Origin of the sequence: Demequina aurantiaca (genome assembly GCF_000975135.1) — a bacterium.
Classification (GTDB): Bacteria; Actinomycetota; Actinomycetes; order Actinomycetales; family Demequinaceae; genus Demequina; species Demequina aurantiaca.
Map to the genome: position 1 here is coordinate 519053 of NZ_BBRF01000001.1, position 26335 is coordinate 545387.

The 26335-nt window shown below is 62.4% G+C and carries 25 protein-coding genes, 1 tRNA gene and 1 riboswitch; of the genes, 13 read left to right on the top strand and 13 right to left on the bottom strand.

The genetic code is table 11. The annotated features are described in order from the left end of the window. Nucleotides 1–29 precede the first annotated feature (29 nt). Nucleotides 30–362, top strand: a complete 333-nt coding sequence (locus tag AOP73_RS02270) for a DUF2218 domain-containing protein (RefSeq protein WP_061963015.1) — start codon at nucleotides 30–32, stop codon at nucleotides 360–362. Nucleotides 363–456: 94 nt separating this feature from the next. Here AOP73_RS02270 and AOP73_RS02275 read toward each other — a convergent pair whose 3' ends face one another. The 8 genes from AOP73_RS02275 to chvE all read right to left on the bottom strand — a co-directional run bounded on the left by AOP73_RS02275 (nucleotide 457) and on the right by chvE (nucleotide 11098). Then, nucleotides 457–2460 carry a beta-galactosidase gene (locus tag AOP73_RS02275; protein WP_152650508.1) on the bottom strand — a complete coding sequence of 668 codons (2004 nt, stop codon included), beginning with the start codon at nucleotides 2458–2460 and terminating at the stop codon, nucleotides 457–459. A 6-nt stretch (nucleotides 2461–2466) separates the two neighbouring features. Continuing rightward, nucleotides 2467–3372 carry a carbohydrate ABC transporter permease gene (locus tag AOP73_RS02280; protein WP_061963016.1) on the bottom strand — a complete coding sequence of 302 codons (906 nt, stop codon included), beginning with the start codon at nucleotides 3370–3372 and terminating at the stop codon, nucleotides 2467–2469. Then, on the bottom strand, nucleotides 3369–4268 hold the full coding sequence (locus AOP73_RS02285) for a carbohydrate ABC transporter permease (RefSeq protein WP_061964762.1): 900 nt from the start codon (nucleotides 4266–4268) through the stop codon (nucleotides 3369–3371). The genes AOP73_RS02280 and AOP73_RS02285 overlap by 4 nt, the downstream gene beginning before the upstream one ends. 85 nt (nucleotides 4269–4353) lie before the next feature. Further along, nucleotides 4354–5568 (bottom strand): ABC transporter substrate-binding protein, encoded by a 1215-nt coding sequence (locus AOP73_RS02290; protein WP_160295418.1) that lies wholly within the window; start codon nucleotides 5566–5568, stop codon nucleotides 4354–4356. A 291-nt stretch (nucleotides 5569–5859) separates the two neighbouring features. Next, nucleotides 5860–6888, bottom strand: a complete 1029-nt coding sequence (locus AOP73_RS02295; RefSeq protein WP_084626499.1) for a LacI family DNA-binding transcriptional regulator — start codon at nucleotides 6886–6888, stop codon at nucleotides 5860–5862. Between the two features lie 204 nt (nucleotides 6889–7092). Further along, nucleotides 7093–8271, bottom strand: coding sequence for a multiple monosaccharide ABC transporter permease (mmsB, locus tag AOP73_RS02300; protein ID WP_061964764.1), 1179 nt, complete (start codon nucleotides 8269–8271; stop codon nucleotides 7093–7095). After that, nucleotides 8271–9839, bottom strand: a complete 1569-nt coding sequence (gene mmsA, locus AOP73_RS02305) for a multiple monosaccharide ABC transporter ATP-binding protein (protein ID WP_061963019.1) — start codon at nucleotides 9837–9839, stop codon at nucleotides 8271–8273. Before mmsA ends, mmsB begins: the two co-directional genes overlap by 1 nt. Nucleotides 9840–9916: 77 nt before the next feature. Continuing rightward, nucleotides 9917–11098 carry a multiple monosaccharide ABC transporter substrate-binding protein gene (gene chvE, locus AOP73_RS02310; protein WP_061963020.1) on the bottom strand — a complete coding sequence of 394 codons (1182 nt, stop codon included), beginning with the start codon at nucleotides 11096–11098 and terminating at the stop codon, nucleotides 9917–9919. 246 nt (nucleotides 11099–11344) lie between these two features. On the opposite strand from chvE, the gene AOP73_RS02315 reads away from it, so the two are divergent. The 6 genes from AOP73_RS02315 to AOP73_RS02340 all read left to right on the top strand — a co-directional run bounded on the left by AOP73_RS02315 (nucleotide 11345) and on the right by AOP73_RS02340 (nucleotide 16629). Next, nucleotides 11345–12076 (top strand): AzlC family ABC transporter permease, encoded by a 732-nt coding sequence (locus tag AOP73_RS02315; RefSeq protein ID WP_061963021.1) that lies wholly within the window; start codon nucleotides 11345–11347, stop codon nucleotides 12074–12076. Further along, nucleotides 12076–12387, top strand: coding sequence for an AzlD domain-containing protein (locus tag AOP73_RS02320; RefSeq protein WP_061963022.1), 312 nt, complete (start codon nucleotides 12076–12078; stop codon nucleotides 12385–12387). The genes AOP73_RS02315 and AOP73_RS02320 overlap by 1 nt, the downstream gene beginning before the upstream one ends. 83 nt (nucleotides 12388–12470) lie before the next feature. Beyond that, entirely contained in the window at nucleotides 12471–13442 is a 972-nt protein-coding gene (locus AOP73_RS02325) for a formylglycine-generating enzyme family protein (protein ID WP_061963023.1), read from the top strand. A 133-nt stretch (nucleotides 13443–13575) separates the two neighbouring features. Continuing rightward, complete coding sequence (locus tag AOP73_RS02330; RefSeq protein ID WP_061963024.1) at nucleotides 13576–14490, top strand: alpha/beta hydrolase; 915 nt, start codon at nucleotides 13576–13578, stop codon at nucleotides 14488–14490. 73 nt (nucleotides 14491–14563) lie between these two features. Continuing rightward, entirely contained in the window at nucleotides 14564–15790 is a 1227-nt protein-coding gene (locus AOP73_RS02335; protein WP_061963025.1) for a kynureninase, read from the top strand. Beyond that, nucleotides 15787–16629 (top strand): PaaX family transcriptional regulator, encoded by an 843-nt coding sequence (locus AOP73_RS02340; protein ID WP_061963026.1) that lies wholly within the window; start codon nucleotides 15787–15789, stop codon nucleotides 16627–16629. Before AOP73_RS02335 ends, AOP73_RS02340 begins: the two co-directional genes overlap by 4 nt. Here the strand turns inward: AOP73_RS02340 and AOP73_RS02345 are convergent. Further along, the gene (locus tag AOP73_RS02345) at nucleotides 16608–17045 is read right to left on the bottom strand and encodes a VOC family protein (protein ID WP_061963027.1); all 438 of its coding nucleotides are present in this window, start codon (nucleotides 17043–17045) and stop codon (nucleotides 16608–16610) included. The two genes, AOP73_RS02340 and AOP73_RS02345, sit on opposite strands and share 22 nt — an antisense overlap. Before the next feature lie 27 nt (nucleotides 17046–17072). Next, nucleotides 17073–17672, bottom strand: a complete 600-nt coding sequence (locus AOP73_RS02350; protein ID WP_084626500.1) for a DUF1349 domain-containing protein — start codon at nucleotides 17670–17672, stop codon at nucleotides 17073–17075. 58 nt (nucleotides 17673–17730) lie between these two features. Here AOP73_RS02350 and AOP73_RS02355 point away from each other — a divergent pair. Both AOP73_RS02355 and AOP73_RS02360 read left to right on the top strand, forming a co-directional pair. After that, a tRNA-Lys gene (locus tag AOP73_RS02355) sits at nucleotides 17731–17803 on the top strand. Between the two features lie 100 nt (nucleotides 17804–17903). Then, on the top strand, nucleotides 17904–19391 hold the full coding sequence (locus tag AOP73_RS02360; protein WP_061963028.1) for a CotH kinase family protein: 1488 nt from the start codon (nucleotides 17904–17906) through the stop codon (nucleotides 19389–19391). 76 nt (nucleotides 19392–19467) lie between these two features. On the opposite strand, the gene AOP73_RS02365 is transcribed toward AOP73_RS02360, so the two are convergent. After that, entirely contained in the window at nucleotides 19468–20451 is a 984-nt protein-coding gene (locus AOP73_RS02365; protein WP_061963029.1) for a quinone oxidoreductase family protein, read from the bottom strand. 63 nt (nucleotides 20452–20514) lie between these two features. Further along, complete coding sequence (locus AOP73_RS02370) at nucleotides 20515–20892, bottom strand: hypothetical protein (RefSeq protein WP_061963030.1); 378 nt, start codon at nucleotides 20890–20892, stop codon at nucleotides 20515–20517. 14 nt (nucleotides 20893–20906) lie between these two features. Further along, a riboswitch (SAM riboswitch) is annotated at nucleotides 20907–21022 on the bottom strand. A gap of 326 nt (nucleotides 21023–21348) precedes the next feature. Here AOP73_RS02370 and bla point away from each other — a divergent pair. Next, nucleotides 21349–22218, top strand: coding sequence for a class A beta-lactamase (gene bla, locus AOP73_RS02375; RefSeq protein ID WP_269078513.1), 870 nt, complete (start codon nucleotides 21349–21351; stop codon nucleotides 22216–22218). Between the two features lie 146 nt (nucleotides 22219–22364). On the opposite strand, the gene AOP73_RS02380 is transcribed toward bla, so the two are convergent. Next, nucleotides 22365–24200 carry a cytochrome c biogenesis protein CcdA gene (locus AOP73_RS02380; RefSeq protein WP_061963032.1) on the bottom strand — a complete coding sequence of 612 codons (1836 nt, stop codon included), beginning with the start codon at nucleotides 24198–24200 and terminating at the stop codon, nucleotides 22365–22367. A 243-nt stretch (nucleotides 24201–24443) separates the two neighbouring features. On the opposite strand from AOP73_RS02380, the gene AOP73_RS02385 reads away from it, so the two are divergent. The 3 genes from AOP73_RS02385 to AOP73_RS02395 all read left to right on the top strand — a co-directional run bounded on the left by AOP73_RS02385 (nucleotide 24444) and on the right by AOP73_RS02395 (nucleotide 26295). Next, nucleotides 24444–25154 carry a fasciclin domain-containing protein gene (locus AOP73_RS02385; RefSeq protein WP_061963033.1) on the top strand — a complete coding sequence of 237 codons (711 nt, stop codon included), beginning with the start codon at nucleotides 24444–24446 and terminating at the stop codon, nucleotides 25152–25154. Between the two features lie 190 nt (nucleotides 25155–25344). Next, the gene (locus AOP73_RS02390) at nucleotides 25345–25857 is read left to right on the top strand and encodes an LURP-one-related/scramblase family protein (RefSeq protein WP_061963034.1); all 513 of its coding nucleotides are present in this window, start codon (nucleotides 25345–25347) and stop codon (nucleotides 25855–25857) included. A gap of 66 nt (nucleotides 25858–25923) precedes the next feature. After that, nucleotides 25924–26295 carry a VOC family protein gene (locus AOP73_RS02395; protein WP_061963035.1) on the top strand — a complete coding sequence of 124 codons (372 nt, stop codon included), beginning with the start codon at nucleotides 25924–25926 and terminating at the stop codon, nucleotides 26293–26295. Nucleotides 26296–26335 lie beyond the last annotated feature (40 nt).

Sequence of the window (26335 nt, forward strand, 5' to 3'; positions counted from 1 at the left end):
GCGTCAGCCCCACGTCCACAAGGAGCAGCATGACCATCGCCATTACCGGACGCGCAGCCACCGAGCGCGCTCCCCGCTACCTCAAGCAACTATGCAGCCACCTAGGCGAGAAGCTGGACGTCGAATTCGACAAGTCCGGTGGCACCGTGCGGTACCAGGATGTCACCGCCCAACTCACTCCCACCGACACCACACTCGAGATCGCCATCAGCGGTGTCGAACAGTTGAATTTCTACCGCGCCATGGGAATCGTCGCAGGGCACCTGGAGAAGTTTGGCGCCAAGGACGGCCTACAGGTGGACTGGGACGATGCGGACCTGGCGGCGGCGTACGCGGCCAAAAAGGAAGAAGCGAACAACTAGGCCATGGGGCTTGCGCCCCCACCAGTTTCGCGGATGCCAAGTGCGGCTCACCCGGCAAGGAGGACCAGGCGAGCCGCACGTCGGAAACTAAAGATCAGGTGCTAATGGAGCCTACCGAGCCGAATGCAGCGGTACCCCGCGAGCGGCACACCACTCCAAATGGGTCCACTTCGACGTGCTCGACAGATGGCGAGTGGGGCAGGTCGAGGGTGACAGTTCTCGCTACCTGATCGTGATTAATCACGAACTCCACATCGCCGCGGCCCACATACTCAACAGTGGCGTCTGAGTCTTCTGCGCGCACTATCACTGGTATGAGCCCTAGCGCCTTGAGCAGTCTGCGACGCAACGTTGAATCGAGCGATGTCGCTACGTACCAGGCAACGCCATCCTCGACGTTGTTCCTCGTAATGGCGGGACTGCCCGGCAGCTCACCGTCGTCAAAGGTCGCCACGACGTCAGCGCCATCAATCAAAAGTGTTTCCGCCCAGACACTGGAAAATCCGGAGCCGACCAGGTCCCCTGAGAGTTTCGCGGCGGTGCCGTACCTGGCCGATGCGTCCACTGCCATGGGCGCAAACTCATCGATGGCCAAACCGAGGGTTTGCGACAATGGACCCAGGTAACCGTCCTGGCGAACCCTTGCGGTTCTGTCCGTCGTGCCCGATAAGTACGTTACGAGCAGTTGCCCTCCGCCCCGCACGTAGTCGTCAAGCGCCTTGAGTTCACCATCCGATGCGACAAACAACGTAGGCACAATCACCACGTCATACCCCTCGGGCACCGCACCCGCCTGGATGAAGTCCACTGTGATACCCATATCGAACAGGGCTCGATGCCACTGCGTGACCTCACGCAGATAGTCGAGATTGGCTGGGTTAGCGTCCTCCTCCAGCGACCACCAACTCTCCCAATCGAAGACCATCGCCACCCTCGCGGGAACGGGCGCTGTCACCATCGCATCGAGGGCACCCAATTCGTTGCCCAATGTTTGAACTGCGCGCCATGACGTTGATCGCGTGCCCGTATGCGGAAGCATCCCCGTCAGGAACCGTTCTGCGCCTCGCTCCGATTGCCGCCACTGGAAGTACATCACGCTGTCGGAGCCCCTCGCGATCGCCTGGTAGGACAGCGCACGCATCTGCTGCGGGGGCTTCCGAGCATTGACCGGCAACCAACTAATTGCGCTCGCCGCCTGTTCCATCAGCATCCAGGATTGTCCCGACTTGAGAGAGCGCATGAGATCGCGACTCATGGCCGCCGCGGCAGCTCCGCCAACGTCATGCGGGTCTGGATAGTTGTCGTCACTAATGATCGACAAGTGCGGCGCCCACGACCAGTAGTCAGCGCCCTTGAACAGGCCCATGAAGTTGGTCGTGACCTGAGCGTCGGGATACGACTCGCGGATCACGTTGGCCTCGTTCAAGTAACAGGCAAGCAACTCGTCTGAGCTGAAGCGCTCAAAGTCAAGCAACTGGGAAGGATTCTTCCAGGTGGGCGTGGCGCCCGGGACGGAAATCTCATCAAATGACGCGTAGCTTTGCGACCAGAATGACGTACCCCACGACTCATTGAGCGCAGCAACTGTGGTGTATTTTGCCTCGAGCCACGTGCGAAAGGACCGCGCGGACTGCTCGCAAAAGCATCGGGAGGTGTGGCAACCGAACTCATTATTGACGTGCCACATGGACACGGCGGGGTGGCCGCCATAGCGATCGACCATCATTCTGGTGAGCTCGCGCGCGTGGCGCCTGTAAATGGGCGAACTCGGGCAGTAGTGCTGACGACTACCTGTCGTGAGTGTCACTCCCTGGTCGTTGACAGGGAGCGTCTCCGGATAGCGCCGGCTGAGCCACGGAGGAGGAGAAGCCGTTGCTGTTGCAAGATCAACTTTGATTCCTGCTGCGTCGAGCCGGCCAAGAATGTCGTCGAGCCACCCGAATTCAAAGACTCCCTCTGACGGTTCGAGTCGCGCCCACGAGAACACTCCCAGCGTCACCAAGTTCACGTTGGTCGACACCATCAGTTCGATGTCCTCTTCCCACTTTTCCTGGTCCCACTGTTCGGGGTTGTAGTCCCCGCCATAACTGATTTTCACGTGTGATTACTCCTTGACTGAACCAGCGGCCAACCCGCTCTGCCAGAACTTCTGCAGATAGAGGAAGACGACGATGAGGGGAACGATGGAGATGAAGGAACCGGTGATCACGGTGGAGAACAGCGCTTGCGAGCCGCCGCCAGCCGCGCTCATCGATTGCCACTGAGCGAGCCCCACCGTGAGCGGATAGAGCGCCGAGTCGGACAACATGATGAGCGGCAGAAAGTAGTTGTTCCAGGTTGCGACGAGCGCGAACAAAAAGACGGTCACCATTCCGGGTGCCATGAGCGGGACGCCGAATCTGAAGAAGATGCTCAATTCACTCGACCCATCGATTCGGGCCGCTTCGATGACTTGATCCGGAACCGAATCGGTCGCATAGACCCGCATCAGGAAGACACCGAAGGGGCTCACGACGGAGGGCAAAATCACCGCCCATGGGGTATTCGTGAGTCCCATTCCAGAAAACATCAGGTACGTAGGGAGCGCGAGCGCTGTCAGCGGAATCATGATCGATCCAAGGACAACGGCAAAGATGGCTGCCTTGCCACCGAAGTCATACTTGGCAAACGCGTACCCTGCCGCCGTGGCAAGCGCTGTCGCAATCAACGCGCTTGTCCCCGCATAGAGCACGGTGTTGCCTACCCAGCGCAGGAACACCCCGTCCTGAAACGTAAAGACCGACGCAATGTTGTCGAAGAGCGCGAACTCATTGCCAAACGAGAATCCGAAGGTTGAGAAGAGGTCGCTGTTCGTTTTGGTGGACGAGATTCCTAACCACAAGAGCGGCAGCAGGAAATAGGCTGCGCACGCCCAGACGAGGACGGTGGTGAGTTTCGACGTTTGCTTGCGTCGCCTCGCGTCAGAGCGCGATGTGGACCGTCTAGCGGGTTCTGTGCTGAAGAAGCTCATGCCGATACCTTTCTGCGACCGCGCAGTTGCACCACGTAGGAAACGGTCATGATGAGCGCGCCGAGAACAAACGCCACAGCAGCGGCGTAGTTGGGATCTTGGTTTACGAACGCCAGGCTGTAGGCGTAGAGATTTGGCGTGTACGACGTCCCGATGACATTGGGCGCAATCTTGGACAGAAGGCTCGGCTCGTTGAAGAGCTGGAAGGTGCCGATCACCGAGAAGATGAGCGTCAACATGATGGCCTGGCGGATCGCCGGGATCTTGATACTCAGCGCGGTTCGGATCTGTCCTGCACCATCGATCTGAGCTGCTTCAAGTGATTCCAGCGGAATCGTTCGCAACGCAGCGAACATAATGATCATGTTGTAGCCCACAAACTCCCATGTCACGATGTTCATCATCGACGCCAAGATGAGATTGCTCGACAGTAGGTCCGGCGGCGTCAGTCCGACTGCTTTGAATGCCTGTGCGATGGGGCTGAAGTCCGGACCGTAGAGGTAACCCCACATGAGCGTCGCGACCACTCCGGGTACGGCGTAGGGAATGAAGACGGCCAGGCGCGATGCCCTCGCGGCTCTTACTCGACCGCTGTCGAGGGCTAACGCGATGAACAACGCGAGTCCCAGCATGATCGGGACTTGGACAACAAAGAATATTGTCATGCGACCGACACCCTCAAGGAAGCGTTGGTCGGTGAATACGCTGATGATGTTCTGCAGCCCTACAAAAGTCTCACCTCCCACCAAGGTTCTCTTGAACATGCTCAAGTACCCGGAATAGACCAGGGGCACCACGAGCATCGCAAGAAAGACAAGGATGAAGGGGGTGAGGAGTACGTAGGCGGTGCGCGAGCGGCCCCGCGCGAGCGATGTCCGCCGGCGCTTGTGAGCCACTTTTTGGGCACTGATGGTCACAGCAACTCCAATCGAGTTGTGGGGGCGGCTACCAGTGCTGGTAGCCGCCCCTGGGTTGGAGTTGCTATTCGACTACGGTGAAGCCCTGCGCCGTCGCGTACTCCACAACATCTGCTTGCCACTCGTCGAGGCCGGCGAGGAGGTCACCGCGCTCCGCGATTGCGGCGCCGATGGTCTCGTTAAAGGACCCAAAGACATAGTCTGCGATGGGGAGCCACTGAAAGTCGCTGTCGACGGTTGCCGAGATCTCGGCAAACACTTCATTGACTCGCTGTCCTCCATAAAACTCCAGTTCATCGGAGGTGAATTCCGGCGACTCGAGAATCTCAGTGCGCGTCGGGAACAAGAACTGCTCGTTGGCGAACATCTCGGTGGACTCTGCGTTGGTGTTCAGCCACTTCGCGAACTCAGATGCGGCGATGGGGGCGTCGGTGTTTGCCAGAACTGCGGTGGACGACCCGCCCCAGTTGCCTGCGCTTGGAGCGCTAGCATCCCACTGCGGCAGAGGTGCTGCGCGCCACAGGCCACTCGTGTCTGACGCAGTGCCCTGAAGGAACAGCGGTCCCCAAGCTGCCGTCTGCCAGCTCGCGTAGGTGCCGTTGGCGAGGCCCTGGTACCAGGTGTCGGTGAAGTCAGGGTCGACTCCTACGAGGTCGTTCTGCACCAGATCTTGCCAGTAGGCGACGACCTCTTTGGAACGGTCATTGTTGAGGGAAATTCCCAGCGTCTCCGAACCATCGAAGCTGAAGGGAGAGGCACCCGCCTGCCACAAGAGGCTCAAGAAAGCCCCCGGCTCGTTTGAGGCAAAGTTAGTAATGTAACTCCCTGTCTCGTCCTTGACCTTTTGCGCGGCGGACGCGAATTCCGCCCACGTTTCTGGCGACCCTTCCAGGCCCGCCTCGGCGAAAATGTCCTCGCGATAGAGCGTGCCTACCGGTCCGCTGTCCTGCGGAATTGCCCAGACGTGCGCATCATCGCTCACCTGGCTCCAGACCCAAGGGACGAACTGGTCCTGAACGCTGTCCGCGCCGTATTCCTTCAGGTTCAACAGGCTGTCGGTGAGGACGAAAGACGACACATACTGGTATTCCATCTGCATCACATCGGGTCCACCGTCTCCAGCTTCGAGAGCCGTGCGCACCTTCGTGTAGTGCTCGCCGCCCTGTCCAACGTTCTGAACGTTGACGGAGATTTCTGGATACTCGGCTTCAAAGAGATCGACCTCATTCTGGATATCCGGGACCCAGGTCCAAAAGTCAATGGTTGTTGGAGTGGACATCGCCTCCGCAATGGCTGCGTCATCTACTGCAGGAGAAGTGACGGGTTCCGCCGAGGAATTCTCCGTGTCTGGATCTGAGCTGCAAGCCGCGAGAGTCAGAGCCCCGACGACGGTCACTACTGCGATAGCTCTGATTGGCTGATGGGTACGAGGGGACATAGTCAGGATTCCATTCCTTGGTCGAACACGGCACTGGGCCGACTGAGGAGCAAGCGCGATTCACGCCTGGTGCAGATAATGTTACCGGCAACATTGACTATGTTGCCGGTAACATACCGAAATGTCAAGTACTTAGGCGAACCAATGCGGAACGCGACCAGTGGACTCTCGAACGACCAGTCGGGGCGAGAGAAAGACGCTCTCGTCTGGGTGCTCGCCGCCTTCGATCTGCGCGAGCGTACGCATAAACAGATACCGCCCCTGCTGGTCAAAATCGATCCTGGCAGTGGTGAGTGCCGGCGAGTAGTACGGCGACTCCTCGACATCATCGAAGCCAGTCACGCTGATATCGGACGGGACACCGACCCCAGCCGCTCGCAGCGACGCCATCGCCCCCAGCGCCATCTGGTCGTTGCCGCACACCAGTGCCGTCACCCCCGAGGGGATCGGGTTTCCAGACAGTGCCGCATATCCCGAGGCAGCCGTCCAGTCGCCGACGAGGGACGGGCGAGAGGGAAGGCCCTTCGCTGCGATAAAGTCATGAAATGCCTGCGAACGGTTCTTCGCAGCAACCCAGTCCTGCGGACCTGCCAGGTGCACGAATTCACGGTGGCCGAGGTCCCATAGGTGTTCGAGGCACAAGGCAATGCCCTGAGCGTTAAACGAGGCACCGCCCTCCGCTATGTGATCCGCGGGGCCACTCTCCATCACCACGGGGTTCACTTGTGTCAGCGCGCTCAACGCTTCGGCGACACCATCGGAAACCGCGAGTACGACCATGGCTGCCACATCTTGCCTCCGCCCCAACTCCATCGCAGAATCAATGGTTGTTGACACGGTGGGATCGACGACCGCGATCTCAACGGAGTATCCCCGCTCCTGAGCTCCCGCGATGAGCCCACCGACAGTTCGACTTGGTCCCTCTGAGAGTAGGTCAGACGTCACCACCGCGATGCGATGTGAAGTCTGTGTGGCTAACGAGCGTGCGACCACGTTTGGTCGGTAGTTGAGCTCCTCGAGGGCCTGTTCCACGCGAGCCCGAGTCGCAGGGCGTATACCTTCAAACCCCTTGAGGTACCGCGATACGGTCTGATGAGAAACTCCAGCGCGAGTGGCTACGTCGTAAATCGTCGCGGATCGCGACCGCTTTGGCCCGCTCATCAAAGCGCCCCCGGAATCTAGAGTTACAGTTCACATCTCACGAATTTCGAGATTATCGCCAATCATATCTGCCCTAGTAATACGGCACACTTTCGTGATCCTCCTATCAGTCCCTCGCTCATTCTCTGTCACAGCAGACAAAAAGCTGATGGCCCGCCCCCTTGCGGGAACGGGCCATCAGCTCAGTACAGAGAGGTACGTGGTTTAGCGGGCGCCTGCGCGGCGCTTGTTGTAGACATCGAATGCCACTGCGAGCAGCAGCACAAGGCCCTTGACGACGGACTGAACCGACTGGTCAATACCCATCAGCTGCATGCCGTTGGACATCACGGCCATGATCAGACCACCGACGATGGCGCCGGTCACGCGACCCACACCACCGGTCACCGCAGCACCACCGATGAAACAGGCAGCGATGGCGTCGAGCTCGAACATGTTTCCGGCCGCGGGCTGTGCGCCGTTAGACCTGGAGGAGTAGACCACACCGGCGATACCGGCCAGGAAGCCCATATTGAGCATGATGCCGAAGTTGACCCAGCGCACCTTGACACCGGACAGCATTGCTGCGGACAGGTTGCCACCGATCGCGTAGACGTGACGGCCAAAGACCGAACGGGTCGTGACGAGGGTGTACGCGATCACGAGGAACGCGAGCAGGATCAGCACGTTCGGAAGGCCACGTGCCGTCGACAGCTGGTAGCCGAACCACATGACCACGGCGGCCACTGCCACCAGGCGGAGGACGAACAGCGGGGCTGCCTCCACGGTCTGGTTGTACGCAATGCGGTTGCGGCGGCCACGAATAGCGGAGAACGCGTAACCGGCGACGGCGATCGCGAAGATCACCACGGTGAAGACGTCGAAGCCCTGACCGCCCAGCAGACCGTTCTGGAAGCCGGCAGCAATCTTGGTGTAGACCGGGGGGAACGGTGACAGCGAGATGTTGCCGAGCACCAGCAGCGTGAGTCCACGGAAGAGCAACATGCCGGCCAGGGTGGTGATGAACGCGGGGATACCCACGAAGGCCACCCAGAAGCCCTGCCACGCACCCACCAACAGACCGACGATCAGTGCGGCAATGACGCCGCCCCACCACGGGACGCCTTGCTTGATGACAAGCACTGCTGACACAGCACCGGTCAGTGCCACCACGGACCCGACCGAAAGGTCGATGTGCCCCGCAATAATCACGATCACCATGCCGATCGCGAGGATCAGGATGTAGGAGTACTGCAGGACGATGTTCGTGACGTTGGTCGCGCTGAGCAGCGTGCCGTTGGTCAGGATCGCGAAGAACGCGACGATGAGGACGAACGCAATGTAGATTCCGCTGGTCCGGATGTTGCGAGTTACGAGTTCGCGAATGTTCGCGGTGCCGGTCATCATGACAGGACCTCCTTGTCCTCAGTCATCTTTTCTTGCTCCCTTTCCTGCGTCATAAGTTCCATGAGTACTTCCTGCGTCGCGTCGGCCACGGGCATCTCGCCCGTCATGCGTCCGAAAGCGAGCGTGTAGATCCGGTCACATGTGCCGAGCAATTCGGGCAGTTCCGACGAGATGATGATGACGGCCTTGCCGGCAGCAACGAGTCGGTTGATGATCGTGTAAATCTCGTACTTGGCACCCACGTCAATACCGCGGGTGGGCTCGTCCAAGATCATCACGTCAGCGTCGGAGTAAATCCACTTGCTGAGCACCACCTTTTGCTGGTTTCCACCAGAGAGGTTGCCCACGGTCTGCAGGACCGAGGGCGTCTTGATGTTCATGGATTCGCGGTACTCCTCCGCGACCTTGAGCTCCTCGTTGCCGTTGATCCATCCGTTGGAGGACAACTTGTCGAGACCTGCGGCAGAAATATTGGTGCGAATGTCCTGAATCAGGTTGAGGCCGTACTTCTTGCGGTCCTCGGTGGCATACGCGAGGCCGTGACTGATGGCCTCGGCAACGTCGCGCACCTTGATGAGTTCGCCACGCTTGTAGATCTCACCAGTGATGTCTCGCCCGTAACTCCGGCCGAACACGCTCATGGCGAGCTCCGTACGACCGGCGCCCATGACGCCGGCGATTCCGACAACCTCGCCCGCCTTCACATTGAAAGATGCCCGGTCCACGACGATGCGGCCCGGCTGGGTGGGGTGGTGCACGGTCCAATTCTCGACACGCAGCACCTCCTCGCCCACCTTGTGGTCGCGCTTGGGGTAGCGGTTCTCGAGCTCGCGGCCCACCATGCCCTTGATGATGCGCTCCTGCGGCTCCTCGGTCGCTGCCATGTCAATGGTCTCGATGGTGTGACCGTCACGCAGGATGGTGGTGCGGTCAGCGATCTCTTCAATCTCGTTGAGCTTGTGAGAGATCATGATCGAGCCGATGCCCCGCTCCTGGAGCTTGCGAAGCAGTCCCAGGAGGTGCTCGGAGTCATCATCATTGAGCGCAGACGTCGGCTCATCGAGAATGAGCAACTGCACTTCCTTGGAAAGCGCCTTGGCGATCTCGATGAGCTGCTGCTTACCCACGCCGAGCTGGCTCACGGGAGTCAGTGGGTTCTCGTCGAGCCCCACCTCCGCCATGAGCTTCATCGCCTCGTGGTTGGTGCGGTTCCAGTCGATCAGGCCACTGCTGCCGCGCCGCTCGTTGCCGAGGAAGATGTTCTCTGCGACCGAAAGGTAAGGCACCAGGGCGAGTTCCTGGTGAATGATGACGATGCCCTTGTCTTCACTGTCGTTAATGCTGTGAAACTCAACGGTCTCGCCTTTAAAAACTATGTCGCCTGTGTATGTGCCGTGGGGGTAAACACCAGACAGCACCTTCATGAGCGTTGACTTGCCAGCACCGTTCTCGCCGCAGATGGCGTGAATTTCGCCATCGATGACGTCGAGCTCAACGTCTTCCAGGGCCTTGACTCCCGGGAAAGTCTTGGTGATCTTGCGCATTTCGAGGATGTTCGTGGACATGACTCACCTCCATTGGTGAAAGGTCGGACGAGGGTGGCGCCGGCCCGCGGGGGAGCGAGCCGGCACCACCTTCTGGGTTACTCGGCTACGCCGGAAGCAACCTCATCAGCGGTCCAGTAGCCCGAGTCAACGAGCAGCGACGTGATGTTGTCCTTGTACACGATGTCCGAGTCAAGCAGGTAGGAAGGAACAACCTTCACACCGTTGTCGTACGTCGTGGTGTCGTTGGCCTCAGGGGTCGCACCTGCGAGGAACTCGAGCGAAGCGGCGACTGCCTGAGCAGCGAGCTTGCGGGTGTCCTTGAAGATGGTCGCGTACTGAACGTCATCGTTGATGAGCTTGACCGATGCGATCTCAGCGTCCTGACCGGTGACGACGGGCATGCCATCAGCAATGGTCGGGCCGTAGCCAGCGTTGGAAAGTGCCGTCAGGATTCCGCGCGAGATGCCGTCGTAGGGCGAAAGAACACCCTGGACCTTTTCGCTGGAGTAGCTCGACGTGAGGAGGTCCTCCATGCGCTTCTGAGCGGTTTCCTGTGCCCAGCGGAGCGTAGCGACCTGCTCGATGTCCGTCTGACCGGAAGGCACGACCAGCACGCCCGAGTCAATGTACGGCTGCAGGGTGTCAATCGCGCCACTGTAGAAGAAGTGAGCGTTGTTGTCGTCCAGCGAACCAGCGAAGAGCTCGATGTTGAACGGGCCCTCGGCGTCGCCTTCGGAGCCATCTGCATTCAGAACGCCGAGGCCAACGAGAAGCGAGGTGGCCTGCTGAACGCCGACCTTGTAGTTGTCGAACGTCACGTAGTAGTCGACGTTTGCGCTGTCACGGATCAGGCGGTCGTAAGCGATGACCGGGATGCCTGCAGCTGCGGCAGCTTCGAGCTGACCCGACAGTGCGGTTCCGTCAATAGCTGCAACGATGAGGAGCTGCGAGCCGTTGGTGATCATCGAGTCGATCTGCTGCGACTGGGTGGGGATGTCGTCGCCCGCGAACTGCAGGTCGACGGTGTAGCCCTCAGCCTCGAGGCCGGCCTTGACTGCATCGCCATCGGCGATCCAGCGCTCGGACGTCTGCGTCGGCATTGCGACACCGATGGTGCCCTTTTCCATGGCAGCGTCGCCGCCGTTGGACTCAGCCGGCGCTGCCGACGTCGTTGCGTCTGCCGACGAGTCGTCGCCTGCGCCGCTTCCGCTGCAAGCAGCGAGCGTAAATGCCATGACAGCTCCAGCTGCAACAGCAATAAGCTTCTTACCCTTCATTTCTCCTCCTTGAGAACACAACCCACCGCTTTGCGGGTTTGAGTGCACGCCATTATGTTCACGTTCACATTCGCATGTCAACACGAATTGATTACGGTTCCATCACGGTTGCGTTCAAGACTCTAACTCAAGCCACGAGGGAGAAATGACCATTTGTTGTTACGATGCAATAACGGTTTGCAGTTGCGCTCACGATGCAAAATCCCTGGTAAATGAACTTAGGCATGGGCGTGGCAGACTGACGCCGTGAGCACCTCAATCCCGGGCGACAGCCCCTATCCCGCGCCGTCGCGACTCGGAGTCGGCCGCACGCAGTGGGTCGACTTCGCCGCGGGTGCCCGCGCCATCGCCCCACTCGATCCCGGATCATTTGTGTTCGGCCTCGCCGTTGGCGCCCTGGTACAGGTCAGCGGCTACAACTCCGTGGTCGGCATGTCCGGATCGCTCTTGGTGAATGCTGGTGCGAGCCAGATCGCCATCATGGAGGGGCTGCGCATCGGCGCTCCGCTGGTGGTCGTGGTGCTCACCGCGCTTGTCATCAATTCTCGCCTGGCTCTCTATTCCGCTGCCGTCTCCCCCGCGTACTCGGGATTCCCTCGCCGATGGAAGCTTGGGCTCGCCTATCTGATGACCGACCAGGCAGCCGCGATCACCCTTCAGTACCAGGACCGTTATCCGGACCCCGTCCGGCGACGGTGGTTTGTGCTGGGCGCCTCGCTCACGTTCAGCTGCGCTTGGTTCGTGGGGACCGCCGCCGGAATCCTGCTCGGGCCGGTCATCCCTAGCGCGTGGCAGATCGGGTTCATCGTGCCGCTGATGTTCATCTCTCTGATGGTTCCCTCGCTGCGACACAGGGCTGAGGTCGTCGCCGCCGTGACCGCAATCGTCGTTGCCGTTGTCTTCAAGGATTTACCGCTTGGGCTGAACGTGATCGCCGCGGCGCTGGCCGGCATCGGCGTGGGGAGGCTCATCAAGTGATGCTCTTCCTCGCCTTCCTGCTCGCCGGGATCGGGACCTATGCAATCCGGCTGTCCGGCATCATGCTGCTCGGTGGCGACCGTAAGCTGCCCGAATCCGTCACTAAAACCTTGCGACTCATTGCGCCCGCCGCACTGGCGGCCATCATCGCAAACTCCTTGCTGTTGGACGGCGGGGATTGGCGCGCGTTTGGCGCGTGGCAGATCGCGGCGGTCGTCGCTACCGGTGTTGCGCTGTGGAAACGGTCCATGGGCTGGACGCTTATCGCCGGGGCCGGCGCGTTCGCGGCGTTGCTACTCGTCGGCCTCTAGTTCGACGCCAGCAATAATCCGACGCAGTCACCGGCGGTTAGAGTTGAGGACAGTCAATTCGGTTCGCAAGGAAGTGACGAGACATGTCTGAGCACCACCCCGACGGCGCGTGCTGCGCGCCAGCGAGTGACCGCACCCAGCCTCGGCTGAGCCTGCCGATCGTCACCACTGGAACGGCCGCTCATTCCGCTACAGCCAGCCACAGCATCGGGCAAAAAGACGTTCCGGGCGGCACCTTCGTCATGGGTGACTCGTATGGCGACGGACGCGAGGCCGACGGTGAGTGCGTTGTCCACGAGGTCACTCTCGACGCGTTCACGATCGACGAGACCTCGGTGACCAACGACGACTTTGCGAAGTTCATCGCCGCTACCGGGCATCGGACCGAGGCGGAGGTCTTTGGTGACAGCGCCGTCTTCCACCTTGCGGTGCAGGCAGAACGCAAGGACATCATTGGTCAGCCGCCGGCAGTGCCGTGGTGGCTGGGAGTCGCAGGCGCCGACTGGGCACACCCCAACGGCCCGCTCTCCAGCCTCGACGGCATCGGCGATCATCCCGTGACGCACGTCAGTTGGAACGACGCGATGGCCTACTGCGCATGGGCGGGGCGTCGCCTACCCACCGAGGCCGAGTGGGAACGAGCGTCGCGCGGCAGCCTGGTCGGCGCCCGCTACCCCTGGGGTGACGAGCTCATGGCGAACGACGGCGCTTGGCAGTGCAACATCTGGCAAGGCCAGTTTCCGCGCGTGAATACTCAGGAGGATGGCTGGCTCACCACCGCTCCCGTGCGCACCTACGCGCCCAACGACTTGGGGTTGTGGCAGACCGTGGGCAACGTCTGGGAGTGGTGCTCGGACTGGTATGACGAGGGGTACTACAACGCGTCCCCCGCGATCAATCCGACCGGACCGGACAGTGGCGAGTCACGTGTCCTGCGTGGCGGCTCCTATCTCTGCCACGACTCGTACTGCAACCGGTATCGCAACGCCGCGCGCTCGCAGAACACTCCGGACTCGTCCATGGGTAACGCGGGGTTCCGCACCGTAGCGCTGTAGGCCGCAATTAATCCGAGAAATAATCCCTGGTAAAGATGGATTTGCGGACCAAAACCTACTGCTCGATCGGGATTAGAAGTTAGACTCCGGAAACACGGGCACACCAGCCTCGGACCTACAACGGAGTAGAAACATGGCGCCTTCGGCAGACGGCAACAGTGGCGAGTTCTGGGAACGCGTGCGCGACGAACTCTGGCCCGACGGCGAGTTTCCACACGGCCTCTCCATGGAAGAGGTGGAACTGCTCTTCACACCGCCCGCGCCACCCGAGGGCTACACCTGGCTGCCAGACACCACGTACGGCACCGCGGGAGCTGGCGGGCGCAACCTGCTCCTCCACGCCTACGCAGGACCCACGGGCGGGAAGCGGCCTGCGATCGTATTCATTCACGGCGGAGGCTTTGACGGCGGACACCCCTTTCTGTTGGTGCGACTCGCGGGCGAGATGGCCGCTCGAGGGTATGTCACCGCCACCATTGGCTACCGACTCAGTGGCGAGGCATCGCTCCCCGCGCCGGTCGAGGACGCGAAGTGCGCAGTGCGATGGATGCGCGCGCATGCTGACGAACTGGGGCTGGACCCAGACCGTATCGCGGTGGCTGGCGGGTCCGCCGGCGGCCTATTGGCGGGACTTGTCGCGAACACCCCCGGCCAGAACGAGGGCACCGGAGGCTGGGGCGACGTCTCCAGCAAGGTGCAGGCTGCCGTGCTCTACAACCCCGTGGTGGATCTGCGGCCGGCCGCCCAGGCTCCTCAGATGGCGGCGCTCCTCGGCGGCACGGACGCGGACAGCACGGCAAAGTGCGCAGCCGATGCCTCGCCCATCGTTCACGCGTCAGCCGCCACTCCCCCGACCTTCAGTTGCATCGGAGACGCGGATGCGCCGTTCCTCATCAACGGCTGCCGGGAGTATCACGCGGCGTTGGACGAGTTGGGCGTAGACAACACGCTCGAGCTATGGCCCGGCAAGGAACACGGCCTGCCCGTGCACGACCACGAGGGATGTCTGCGAGTGACCGAGGAGTTTCTGGGACGCGTCTTCAACTAGCCGCAGCTGAGGTCTCGTTGCGCGATAGTTCAATAACATGGCGAGCGTCACGCTTATGACATAGAGTGACGGCATGACACACACCTCAGCAGCCCAGTTGGACGCCTCGGACCTCCTGGCCGGCTATCGCGACAAGTTCGTGCTCGAGGGTGACGTCGCCGCCTACCTCGATGGCAATTCGCTCGGCCGCCCAGTCAAGGCCAGTGCAGACCAGCTGTCCGAGTTCGTCACCGCCGAGTGGGGTGGCCGGCTGATCCGAGGCTGGGACGAGCGCTGGTACGAGCTTCCCCTCACGGTGGGCAACAGCATCGGCGAAACCTGTGTGGGCGCTGCGCCTGGCCAAGTTTTCATCGGCGACTCGACCACCGTCATTCTGTACAAGCTGATTCGCTCCGCCGTTGCTGCGCGGCCGGGGCGACGGGAAATCGTCGTCGACACGGACAACTTCCCCACCGATCGCTTCATCCTGCAGGGCATCGCCGCCGAGTGCGGAATGACCTTGCGTTGGATACGACCAGCGGCCGATGCCGGGGTCACGGCCGCGCAGGTCGCGGAGGTCGTCGGGGACGACACGGCGCTCGTGGTTCTCAGCCACGTCGCCTACCGATCCGGTTACCTCGCGGATGCGCCCGCCATCACCGCGATCGCACACGCAGCCGGCGCGCTGGTGATGTGGGACCTCTGCCATTCCGTGGGCTCGGTCCCCGTCGAGCTAGACGAGTGGGGAGTCGATCTCGCTGCGGGCTGCACCTACAAGTACCTGAATGGCGGACCGGGCTCGCCAGCCTTTGGCTACGTGCGTGCCGACCATCAGGCCACCATGCGACAGCCCATTCAGGGGTGGATGGGCACCCACCAACCGTTCGAAATGGGCCCGGACTACGAGCCGCATGAGGGAATCCGACGCTTCATCAGTGGCACCCCGGCCATCGGCGGGATGCTAGCCATGCGCCACATGCTCGATCTCATTGGGCAGGCCGGCATGGACCAGATTCGGGCCAAATCTGAGCGGCTCACAGCCTTCGCCGTGGAACTCGTCGACGAACTTCTCGTACCGCTTGGTGCTGTGCTCGCGAGTCCCCGCGACCCCGCCCTTCGCGGCAGCCACGTGACCGTCGACCACGATGCCTTCGCGGACATCATGGCGCCGCTCTGGGCCGCCGGAATCATCCCCGACTTTCGCCGCCCCAACGGTCTGCGACTCGGACTGTCGCCGCTGACAACGAGCTTCTCCGAGTTGGAGGTGGGCGTCGAGGCGATCGCGCGCGAGTTGCGGGCCGTGACCAGCGCGGCTCGATGATCCTCGACGACTTCGACTCGCGCCCGGGAAGCGCCCCGTCCCTACTGCGCACCGTGATCGGGTCGTACCTGCGGGAGTTGGGCGGCTGGATATCGGTCTCTGAGTTGATTCGGCTCATGGGCGCGCTCGGCGTGAGTCCGCAGCAAACGAGGACGGCCGTGACCCGAGTCAAGGGCAAGGGAGTTCTGGTTTCCGAGCAGGTCAACGGGGTGCGCGGCTATCGCCTCGCCGACGATGCGATCCCGATGCTGGAGAACGGCGATCGACGCATCTTCAGCTTTCGTCAGCAAGAAGACGGCGGCGAATGGTGCCTGGTCTCCTTCTCGCTGCCCGAGACCGCTCGCGCGACAAGACACCAACTGCGCAGACGGCTCGAGTGGATCGGATGCGGCACGGTCACCACCGGGCTATGGATTGGCCCGGCATTTCTCGCAGAGGAGGTGGAGCGCATTCTCGCCGACCTGGATATTCGGGATCACGCGACGGTGTTCATCACCAAGACTCCTCAGACGGCAGAGTCTCTCCCCCACGCGGTGGCACAGTGGTGGGATCTCGAGCGCATCGCCCAGCTTCATCGAGCCTTCCTGAACGACGCCGCTGGCTTCGCCAACCGTGACGGTGGCAACAGCCCTGAGTTGGCCTTTAGCGGCTACATCCGCACCCTGGATAGTTGGCGGACCATCCCCTATCTCGACCCGGGCCTCCAGCCACGTGCGCTGCCTGAGGACTGGCCAGGAGTCGCCAGTGTCGCGCTGTTCCAGCACATCCGGCGGGATCTCGGTCCGGCCGCCTCCGCCTTCGTCTCCCCTGAGGCGCGTCAGCCCTTGGTGAGGTCCTGAGCGAGCATCACGATGATTCCGCTGGGGCCACGCACGTAAGCCAGCTTGTAGACGTCCTGGTAATTGGCGACACCCCGGAGCGGGTGGCATCCATGCGTCGCCGCGATCGCGAGTGCGTCGTCGATGTCGTCCACGGAGAAGCCGACGCGGTGCATGCCAATCTCATTGGGCTGCGTGGGCTCCGTCTCGATGGCCTCAGGGTGGAGGTACTCGAATAGTTCCACCTGCCCGTGGCCATCGGGCGTCTGCAGCATCGCAATCTTGGCGTGGTTGCCGTCGAGGCCCACCGCCGTGTCTGCCCACTCGCCGCTGACCTCATCGCGCCCAACGACCGTCAGCCCCAGGTCCGTGAAGAAGGAGATCGCCGCTTCCAGGTCGCGAACCGCGATACCTACATTTTCGAGTGTGATGCCCATGGTTTGGATAGTACCGAGCGGGGCTCCCTAGTGCAGTGAGGCGTCCGGATCGCCAAACTGAACCCGAGTGAACCGCACCGCCAGACCCGAGCGCGAGGGTGCGCAGCAGAACAACCCGGCCGCGGCATCGGCCGTAGGGTCGAGATTAGCCACGCGCACCAGCCGCCAATCCTCACCGTCGGCACGCGCGCGAATGGTCAGCGCGTCGCCGTCGCGAGAGGCCCGTACCGTGACCTCGCGTCCCACCCACTCGGGCACGGGCGCGACCGACCAGTCCGAGGTGCCATGAGTGACCACAGCACCCACCTGCGGCGCACCATCCGAGAACTCCACACCCGCCTTGATCCACTCGCTGTCGTTCACCCGTACAAAAATGCCCGCCTGATCAAACTGCTCCGCGAAGTCGAGCACAAAAGTGACCTCGAGACTCCAGCGCGCCCCTACGGGCACGAGTGCCGCGTGCTCCGTGTCATGGACGAACCCGTAGCTCGTGGTTCGCCAAGCATCGGACCCCTCGACTGCGGTAACCACCGCGGCCTCGGCTTCCAAGACAACGGCTTCGGGCGGAGTAGTCCACGATGCGCGGTCCAGGAATGCGCGCGCAGTCGATGAGTTGATGGGATCCATGAACCGAGCCTATTGCGGCGCACGGGAAAGGGCGGGCGCCCCGGTACGATGTTCGGGCGGGCCTCTAGCTCAGTTGGTAGAGCAGCGGACTTTTAATCCGCGGGTCGTGGGTTCGAGCCCCACGGGGCCCACTTCTCTCGCTCGGCATGGGAGACAGTTGACTGCCGATGTCTGCACAACCTCGCAGTCGGCTCTCAGCGTTCTCTCAGGCGCCATTGGTTCTCTTGAATCATGAACATTCACCCCCGTGTCCTCGCCGCGATCGCCGTCACCGGTATCAGCGGCGTCATCCTGGCCGGCTGCTCGACTGCCGACCCCAACTCCTCCGGAGACTCGGACGGCGCAACGAAAGCTCAGGCGGCCGCCGACTCCTCCCCTTCCGACACCGCCACCCCAGTCGTCTGGGACAGCACGCAGATGCACACCATCACCGTCGACTACAACGAGTCCGACTACGACGCCCTCATCAGCTCGTACATGGAATCCAGTGAGAAGGTCTGGATCTCCGCGACCGTCACCATCGACGGCGAGACTTTCGAGAACGTCGGGCTGAAACTCAAGGGCAACTCGTCGCTGCGCGGACTCACCGAGGACGAAGACGCGACCGTGAGCGCCGCACATCCCGAGGACCTACCGTGGATCATTCGCCTCGATAAGTACCTGGACGACCAGTCCATGGACGGCGCGACCGAGTTCGTGGTGCGCGGCAACTCGTCCGAGACGTCGCTGAACGAGGCCGTGGCTCTCGACCTGCTCGCCGACACCGGCCTCGCGGCCGAGGAGGCCATCGCGGTGAGCTTCGCCGCGAACGGCTCGGACTCTTCGCTGCGCCTCGTCATCGAGAACCCCAACGACGCGTGGATGGAGCGCGAACTGGGCGACGGCTACCTCTGGAAGGCCGAATCTCCCGGCACCTGGGACTACATCGACGACAACCCCGATTCCTACAATGAGGCCTTCGACCAGGAGGGCGGCGAGGACAACTACGAGCCCCTGATCGACTTCCTGCAATTCGTCAACGAGTCCGACGACGAGACCTTCGGCACCGACCTCGACCAGTGGCTCGACGTAGATGCCTTCGCGACCTACCTCGCCTTCCAAAACGTCGTCAACAACTTTGACGACATTGACGGCCCCGGCAACAACTCCTATCTCTATTGGGACACCGATGACTCGCAAATGACGGTGGTCAACTGGGACCTCAACCTCGCATTCGGCCAGGAGAACATTGGCGGAGGCGGCGGCCAAGGTGGCCAGGACGGCGGTCCGGGCGGTGCCCTTCCCGACGCCGATGCTGCCGCTGGCGCAGCCCCCGATGGCGCGGCCGGAGGCGGGCAGCGCCCGAACGGGGGCCAGCTTCCTGACGGCGCCGAGCGTCCCGAACGCCCCGACGCGGTGGACGGCGGTCAGCGTCCCGACGGCGCCCAGGCCCCTAGCGACGCGGCCGATGCTGGCGCACAGCCGGCGGGCGGCGCCAACAAGGGTGGCGGTCGCGGCGGCAGCAACATCCTGTCCGAGCGCTTCCTTGCCAACGCCGACTTTAGTGCGCTGTACGAGGCCGCGGTTGAGGATCTGACGGAGTCGCTCTTCACCTCGGGCACCGCCCAGGAGGATCTCGATACCTGGTCCGAGCTGCTCACGTCGGACGCGTCCGACCTGGTTGACCCCGACGTGCTCGCCACTGAGGCGCAGACCCTCAGCGACGCCTTCCCCTCCTAGACGGCACGCGCCAACGGCCGGTACGCGACTGCGCGTGCCGGCCGTTCGCGTTGGAGGCACCGATGGCACAACTCCGCTACGGGACGAGCAATAGCTTCCCCATAGTGCGACGCCCTTCGAGGGCGTGGTGTGCGGCGGCAGCTTCTGCAAGCGGGTACTGCTGCCCGATGTGCACGTTGAGTTTCCCTGCCGCAATCGCATCGAACAGCTCGCGACTGCGCCATGCTCGTTCCTCTGGCGTGCGCAGGAAGTGCCCGAGGGATGGCCGAGTGATGCTCAAGGAGCCCGCCGCGTTGAGTCGTTGCAGGTCGAACGGGGGAACCTGGCCTGACGCGCCACCGAAGAGCACCATCGTGCCGCGGGTGGCGAGCGACGCCAGGGAGGCTTCGAATGTTGATTTGCCCACGCCGTCGTACACCACGTCGACACCAGCTCCATCGGTGAGGCCACGAATTGCCTCAGTGAGTTCAGTCGTGATGTCGTCGAATTGGTCGTAGCGGATCACCTCGGCGGCGCCCGCCCCGCGGGAGAGTTCCGCCTTGTCGCTCGTCGACACCGTCGTGATGACGCGAGCGCCCAGGTCCACCGCCATGTGAGTGAGGAGGAGACCCACCCCGCCTGCTCCCGCGTGAATCAGAGCCGTATGCCCCGGGGCGAGCGCAAAGACCGAGCGTGCGAGGTAATGCGCCGTCAGCCCTTGCAACATGGAGGCGGCAGCGACGTCCGAGGACACCTCGTCAGGCACCGCGTAGCAGTCACCTTCGCCGAGGATGACCTGCTCGGCATAGGACGCGGATGTGGATGCCCACGAGACACGATCTCCAACCTTTGCCCACGTGACGTCGTCGCCCACGTCGAGCACCGTGCCGGCGCCCTCGCTGCCTGGGATGAGGGGATAGTCAACCTTGTAGACGCCCGAGCGGCGGTAGGTGTCGATGAAGTTCACCCCCGCGGCCTCGACTCTCACCCGGATCCCGCTGGCCGGGCACGTGGGCTCAGCGACTTCCTCAAGGGTCATAACCTCTGGTTCGCCAGCGTGGAGAGCGATGATTGCCTTCATGTCTTCCATCCTGACACGCGTCGTTTGAATACGAGGCTGGGGCGACATGAATCAGCGGGCCACCTAGGCGGGCTCAATCACAAAATGGGTGGAGCCCTCGTGGTTCACGCTCCGCACGGCGCCTGCCGCGTTCACCACGTAGAGGTCGCGCTCGCAGGTCGAGTCCGCGCATACCGTCTTAGCGATGGGTCCCCAGCCCTGCACAAAGCCCTCGAACCACAGCGCCCACACTGAGTCACCTGGCTTGAGGCCCTGGTCACGCGGCGCACCGATCCAGACGAGCGGCCGGTGGTCCCCGTCCGCGACGGTGATGTGGTCACTGGTGCCGGCGCCAAGCTCGACCGTGGTGACCGTGCGCCTCTGATAGTTAGCGCGGCGCCTGCCGTAGTTGGGGTCGTCGAGCGGGAGCAGGTGAATCTTGGATGAGGATGCGTCGAACATGGCATTACCTTTGCGTTCCGTTCTTCCCGTGCGCCGGTTGACGACGGGCAGATCTTCCTCCGGGGGCACCGTGTGCGGGACGCGGTTGCCAGTCGGCCTGCCGGAGGGCGTGTGGCCGAGCTTCTTGATCTGCATTCACTTTAGTCAATGGGTCAGACAACGGGCGACCTACCCCGTGGGCCGGGCGACAACTAGGGGACACGGAGTTGGCATGGGCGCCACGGGACAGAAGTCCCTCAGAATGGGAAGGTGAACAAAACGACGCGAGACTCACAGGTTCATGCCGCGGAGGCTAGCGGTCCAAGGGCATACCGAACGGGATACGAGCTGCAGGTTTCCGACCGTTTCCGCCGGCACCCACTGCTACTCGGCGCAGCAGTACTTCTGGTGGCGGCGGTCCTGAGCGGTTGTGGCTCAGATCCGGCTCCAGCGGAGAGAGATGCGACTCCCTCACGTGTGCCGTCGACTCCAACCTCACCCCTACCTAGCAACGAGCTTCCGGAACCTTCCTCATCATCGCAGAGGAGCCTTGCTTCAACTGGGCTCGCCGAGGCTCTCACGGCACTCGAGATGGAGTACGACGCGGAAGTCAGCGTCTCGGTAGTCGAGCCCGGGGGCGCGGAACCGTTCGGTTTCCACCACACCGAACGTCGTGGTTTCGCTTCAACAATCAAGGCCGTCATCGCCGCGGCCGCCTTCGCACAATTGAGTGCCGACGAGCGCGACGAGACTGTGACGTGGACGCGGGAGAAAGTCTCGCTATCCGGCTACTCTCCTGTGACCTCCGAGCACTTCGATGACGGACTCACCCTGAGCGAACTCATCGAAGCGTCCGTGCGCTATAGCGACAACACCGCGACGAATCTAGTTCTTCAGCGCATCGGCGGTCCTGACGTAGTGAATGAGGCGCTAGCCGCACTCGGCGACGACGTCACCAACCTTGCTGACGAAGAGCCCGCGCTGAATTACATCTCGGAGGCGAGCGCGGCCAACACGACGACCAGTCTTGCTATCGCCCAGACCCTCCAAAACATCGTCGACTCCGATTATCTCGAGGCTGAAGATCGCACGCTGTTACTTGACCTCATGTCCGGAAATGCCACCGGGGACAGCCTGATCAGGGCAGGCGCTCCCGCCGGTTGGGAAATCGCGGATAAGTCCGGCGGCGCGGGCGCAATACGGAATGACATCGCGGTTGCGTACCCACCTCAGGGTGACCCCGTCATCATCACGATCCTCACGACGCGCACTGACCGTTCCAAGCCATATGACGACAAACTCGTCGAGGATGCCGCGTCGGCAGTGTTTGACGCCCTCGCGAATTGAAGCGGATGACCCTGCCGAGGCCGACTGCGGGCTTCCGCCACGCCGCAAGCCCGCTTCGCTCACTTGGTGTCACTCCATCCAATCGCCACGCGAGCGCCCGGTCCCCTCTCAGCGAGGACCGGGCGCTCAACTTGTGCCGGACAGGATCACCCAAAGGTGAACGAGTACGCCTCCACCCCCTGGCTCACCTGCACATCGAGCACGTGCTGCCCGTCGCCCACGTCCTTGACCAAGGCGTAGGACCGCGGCGTACCGTCCACGTCGATCACGGTCTCGGTACCGTCATCGAGCGCCACGGTCACCTGCCCCGTGCCCGCCAGCACCATCTCCACGACATTCGCGTGGAAGTTCAATCGGACGCTCGCGCCGTCCGCGGTGGGGGTCGCGTACTGCGTCTGGATGTCCCAGCCGCCGTCGAGCGCGAAGGTGTCGTCGCCCTGAGAATCAGGGAACGCATACGAGCCCTCTCCCGGCGCGTAGCGATCCGTACCGGCGTAGTTCAGGTCCTTGGACGACCCCAGGAACGTCTCCTGCGTCGTTGACCCAAGATCGGGAGTGTCATCTACGGTCTCCGTCGGGGCAGGAAGTTTCACACCCGGGTTCGCGTCCTCGAGCAACTCGCGAATGAGCTTCTCCGTCGTGGCGTAGTTGCCCTCGCCAAACGCGATGTGACGAACAGTGCCCTCGGCGTCGATCAGGTAGTGCGCGGGCCAGTAACGGTTGCGGTAATTGGTCCAGGTGGACAAGTTGTTGTCGAGAGCGACGGGATACGTGATGCCAAAGTCCTCGGCTCCGGCGGCCACGTTGCCCGCGTCCTTCTCGAACGCGTACTCGGGCGAGTGGATCCCGAGGACGTTCAGACCCGCGTCGCGGTAGGCATCATCCCAGCCCACCACGTGAGGAATGGAACGCTGACAGTTGATGCACGAGTACGCCCAGAAGTCCACGAGCACTACCTCGCCCTTGAGGTCCGTCAGGTCAATGCCTTCCCCGTCGGGGGTGTTGAGCCACGAGTCGATGCCCTTAATGCTGGGGGCTGTGCCACAGGACTCCAGTTCAGGCGCACCATCGGAGCACAGGTCCAGGTCCTTGTTCTCGTCGTTGACCAGGCCGCCCAGCGCCAGCGCATCGCGAGCGCTCTCGTTGTCCGTGAGCTGGGACTGCACGCCCGCGGTGTAGTCCGGCAGCAGTGTTTGCAGCTTCTGAGGAACGTTGAAGGCGAGGCCCACGGCAAGGGCGATCATCGCGATGCCGGCGGCGATGCGCAGTCCGCGCTCGCGCTTGCGGAAGGCCTTGACTCGCTCTGCCAGGCCGCGGCCCGCGAGCGCGAAGAACAGCAGCGGAACGGCAACTCCGATGGCGAACGAAAGCGTCAAAATGACCGTGCCGATGCCGATCTGGCCGGTGGATCCGGCGACGATGATCGCCGCGAGAACCGGTCCCGCGCAAGGTACAAACACCGCACCAAGGGCAAGACCCACGCCAAAACCGCTTCGCTTGGCGTCCACGTTGCGCTTGGGCAGGAACGCGAAGGGCTTCTCAAGAATGAACTCAAACTTGGGGACAATCAGGCCGATACCGATCAGTACCAAGACGATCGTGCCCACCCAACGGATGATGTCCTGCGGGAGGTTCAACGCGCTGAGGAGTACCGAGCCCACCAGAGTGACGAGCGTGAAGCTCGTGACCAGGCCCGCGATCACAAAGTATGGGCGCCAGCGCGAAACCTCGGGCTGGGCGACCGGCACGGCATCCGCATCGGTACCCGCCTTGATGACCCCCGCGGAGCCGGCGCGGATTGCGGCGCCTGCTCCCACCTGGCCGCCAATTCCCGCTGCTACCTTTTCGCGGGCAGGTGCGGCCGTGCGAGTGCGGGCGGATTGCGCGCCACCCGTTAAGAAAATGACCGGCAGGACCGGCAGGATGCAGGGCGAGATGCCCGTGATAAGACCGCCGAGCAGTCCGATGATGATGAGTTCCATGGCGTACGCCTCCGTTGAGTTACGGAGGGTTCGCCCGCGAGGGTCGTGTGGATTGCCTAAGCGCCCGATGCTGCTGTTTTACCTGGGAACATATAGGTCACTGAAGATTTCTTACGACTGCCACCAATCCGGCCCGATGCATCGGGCGAACCTCCTGTGAAGCCGCACACAGCGGCGGGCAACCCACCCGGGAAGCCACAGACCGAAGTCCGTTCCGGCGGGCGACACACTATGGAGGAAATCATGGCTACACGTACTAAGAAGCTGACCTCAGGATTCGCGCTCGTCTTTGCTGGCGCACTCGCCCTCTCCGCTTGCTCCTCGTCCGGCTCGGACGATGCGGTAGAGAACACCGACTCGGCCCCCGCAATGTCGACCGAGGCTCCCGCCCCCGCCCCAGATCCCGCCATGTCCGACGACGCCATGGCCGAGGATGACGCCATGATGGACCCGGCCGCGAACCTGGTGGGCGCCGCGTGTGCCGACTACGCAGCAGCCGTTCCCGAAGGCGCTGGCTCGGTTCAGGGCATGTCTCAGGACCCGGTCGCAGTTGCCGCGTCCAACAACCCCCTGCTGACCACGCTCGTCGCAGCAGTGAGCGGGCAGCTCAACCCCGACGTTGACCTCGTTGACACGCTCAACGGCGATGAGTTCACGGTGTTTGCGCCTGTCGACGACGCATTCGCCAAGATCGACGCGGACACCATCGAGGTCCTCAAGACGGACAGCGACCTGCTCAGCTCGATCCTGACCTACCACGTCATTCCCGGTCAGATTGAGCCCGCGGACATCGACGGCACCTTCACCACGGTCAACGGCGAAGACCTCACCGTGACCGGCACTGGCGACGACATCATGGTCAATGGCGAGTCCAACGTCATCTGCGGTGGCGTCCAGACTGCCAACGCAACCGTGTACCTGGTCGACACGGTGCTCATGCCCCCGGCTAACTAATCGCCGGTTAGTACCCCCCAACGGCGGCGGCCGATGCCAACTCAGGTTGGCATCGGCCGCCGTTTTCGTTGTGGGCAGGGCAGCGCAGAAAATGTGCCACATACGGATGCGATTCCCGTCGCGTGTTGCGCCTCGCGGGAGGTAGATTCGGGGATACCGGCTTCACTCATGCGAACCCTAGGAGAATCCCATGGCCATCCCACCGCCGATTGACGGCTTTACTCGGTACCTGATGAAGAGCAAGTTCGGTGCTGGCCGCGACTTCAAGGTGCTTGACCCCGCCACCGAGGAGCAGTTGTTCCTGGTCGATGGAAAAATGGGCACGCGCCCCAAGGCCGACATCAATGGCCCCGACGGCCAGTTGCTCTACAAGGTCAAGGGAAAGCTGCTGGGTATTCCCAAGCGCATCGATGTATCCGATGCAGCGGGCGAGCACGTCGCACACGTGCACGCCAAGCCGTTCAAGTTTGTGCACGACAAGATCGAGATCACGTTTGCGAACGGCGACGAGTGGCTCGTGGTCGGCAACGTCATCGAGAAGTCCTACACCGTCGACGACTCCCACGGCCGCCACGTCATGCAGATCACGCAGAAGTGGGTGACGATGCGGGACAAGTTCATCATGGACGTCGCCGACGGCGTCGACCCGGGCCTTGCCTTTGCGGTGATGTGGTCGATTGACCGCTGGGTCGAGCGCGACTGATCCCCGGCGCAATTTTTGCTACGGAGGCATACTAAGAATCCAGATTCGTAGCGAAAGGCAACCACCATGGCACACGGCGACATCACCCACATCGACATTCCCGTAACGGACTTTGCGGCGGCATCGAAGTTCTACTCCAGCCTCTTCGGCTGGAAGATCGCGGAGATCCCGGGGTTTGAGGGCTACCCCATGTGGTCGGCTCCCAACGAGATCAGTGGCGGCGGGTTGGCGCCCCGTTCCGAAGGATTCACCCAGCCGCGTTCCTACGTGGAGGTCGACTCGATCGACGAGACTCTCGCAGCCGCGGTGGCGGCCGGCGCCACAGTGACCATGGCCAAGGAGGAGATCTCACCGACGAGCTGGTGGGCCGTGATCAACGATCTGGACGGCAATAGCCTCGGGTTATACGAGGGCGTCACGGACGCGTCTGGCGAATAACTGGTGGCCGGGCCTGTGTGGTGACGTCCGCGCTGAGGTA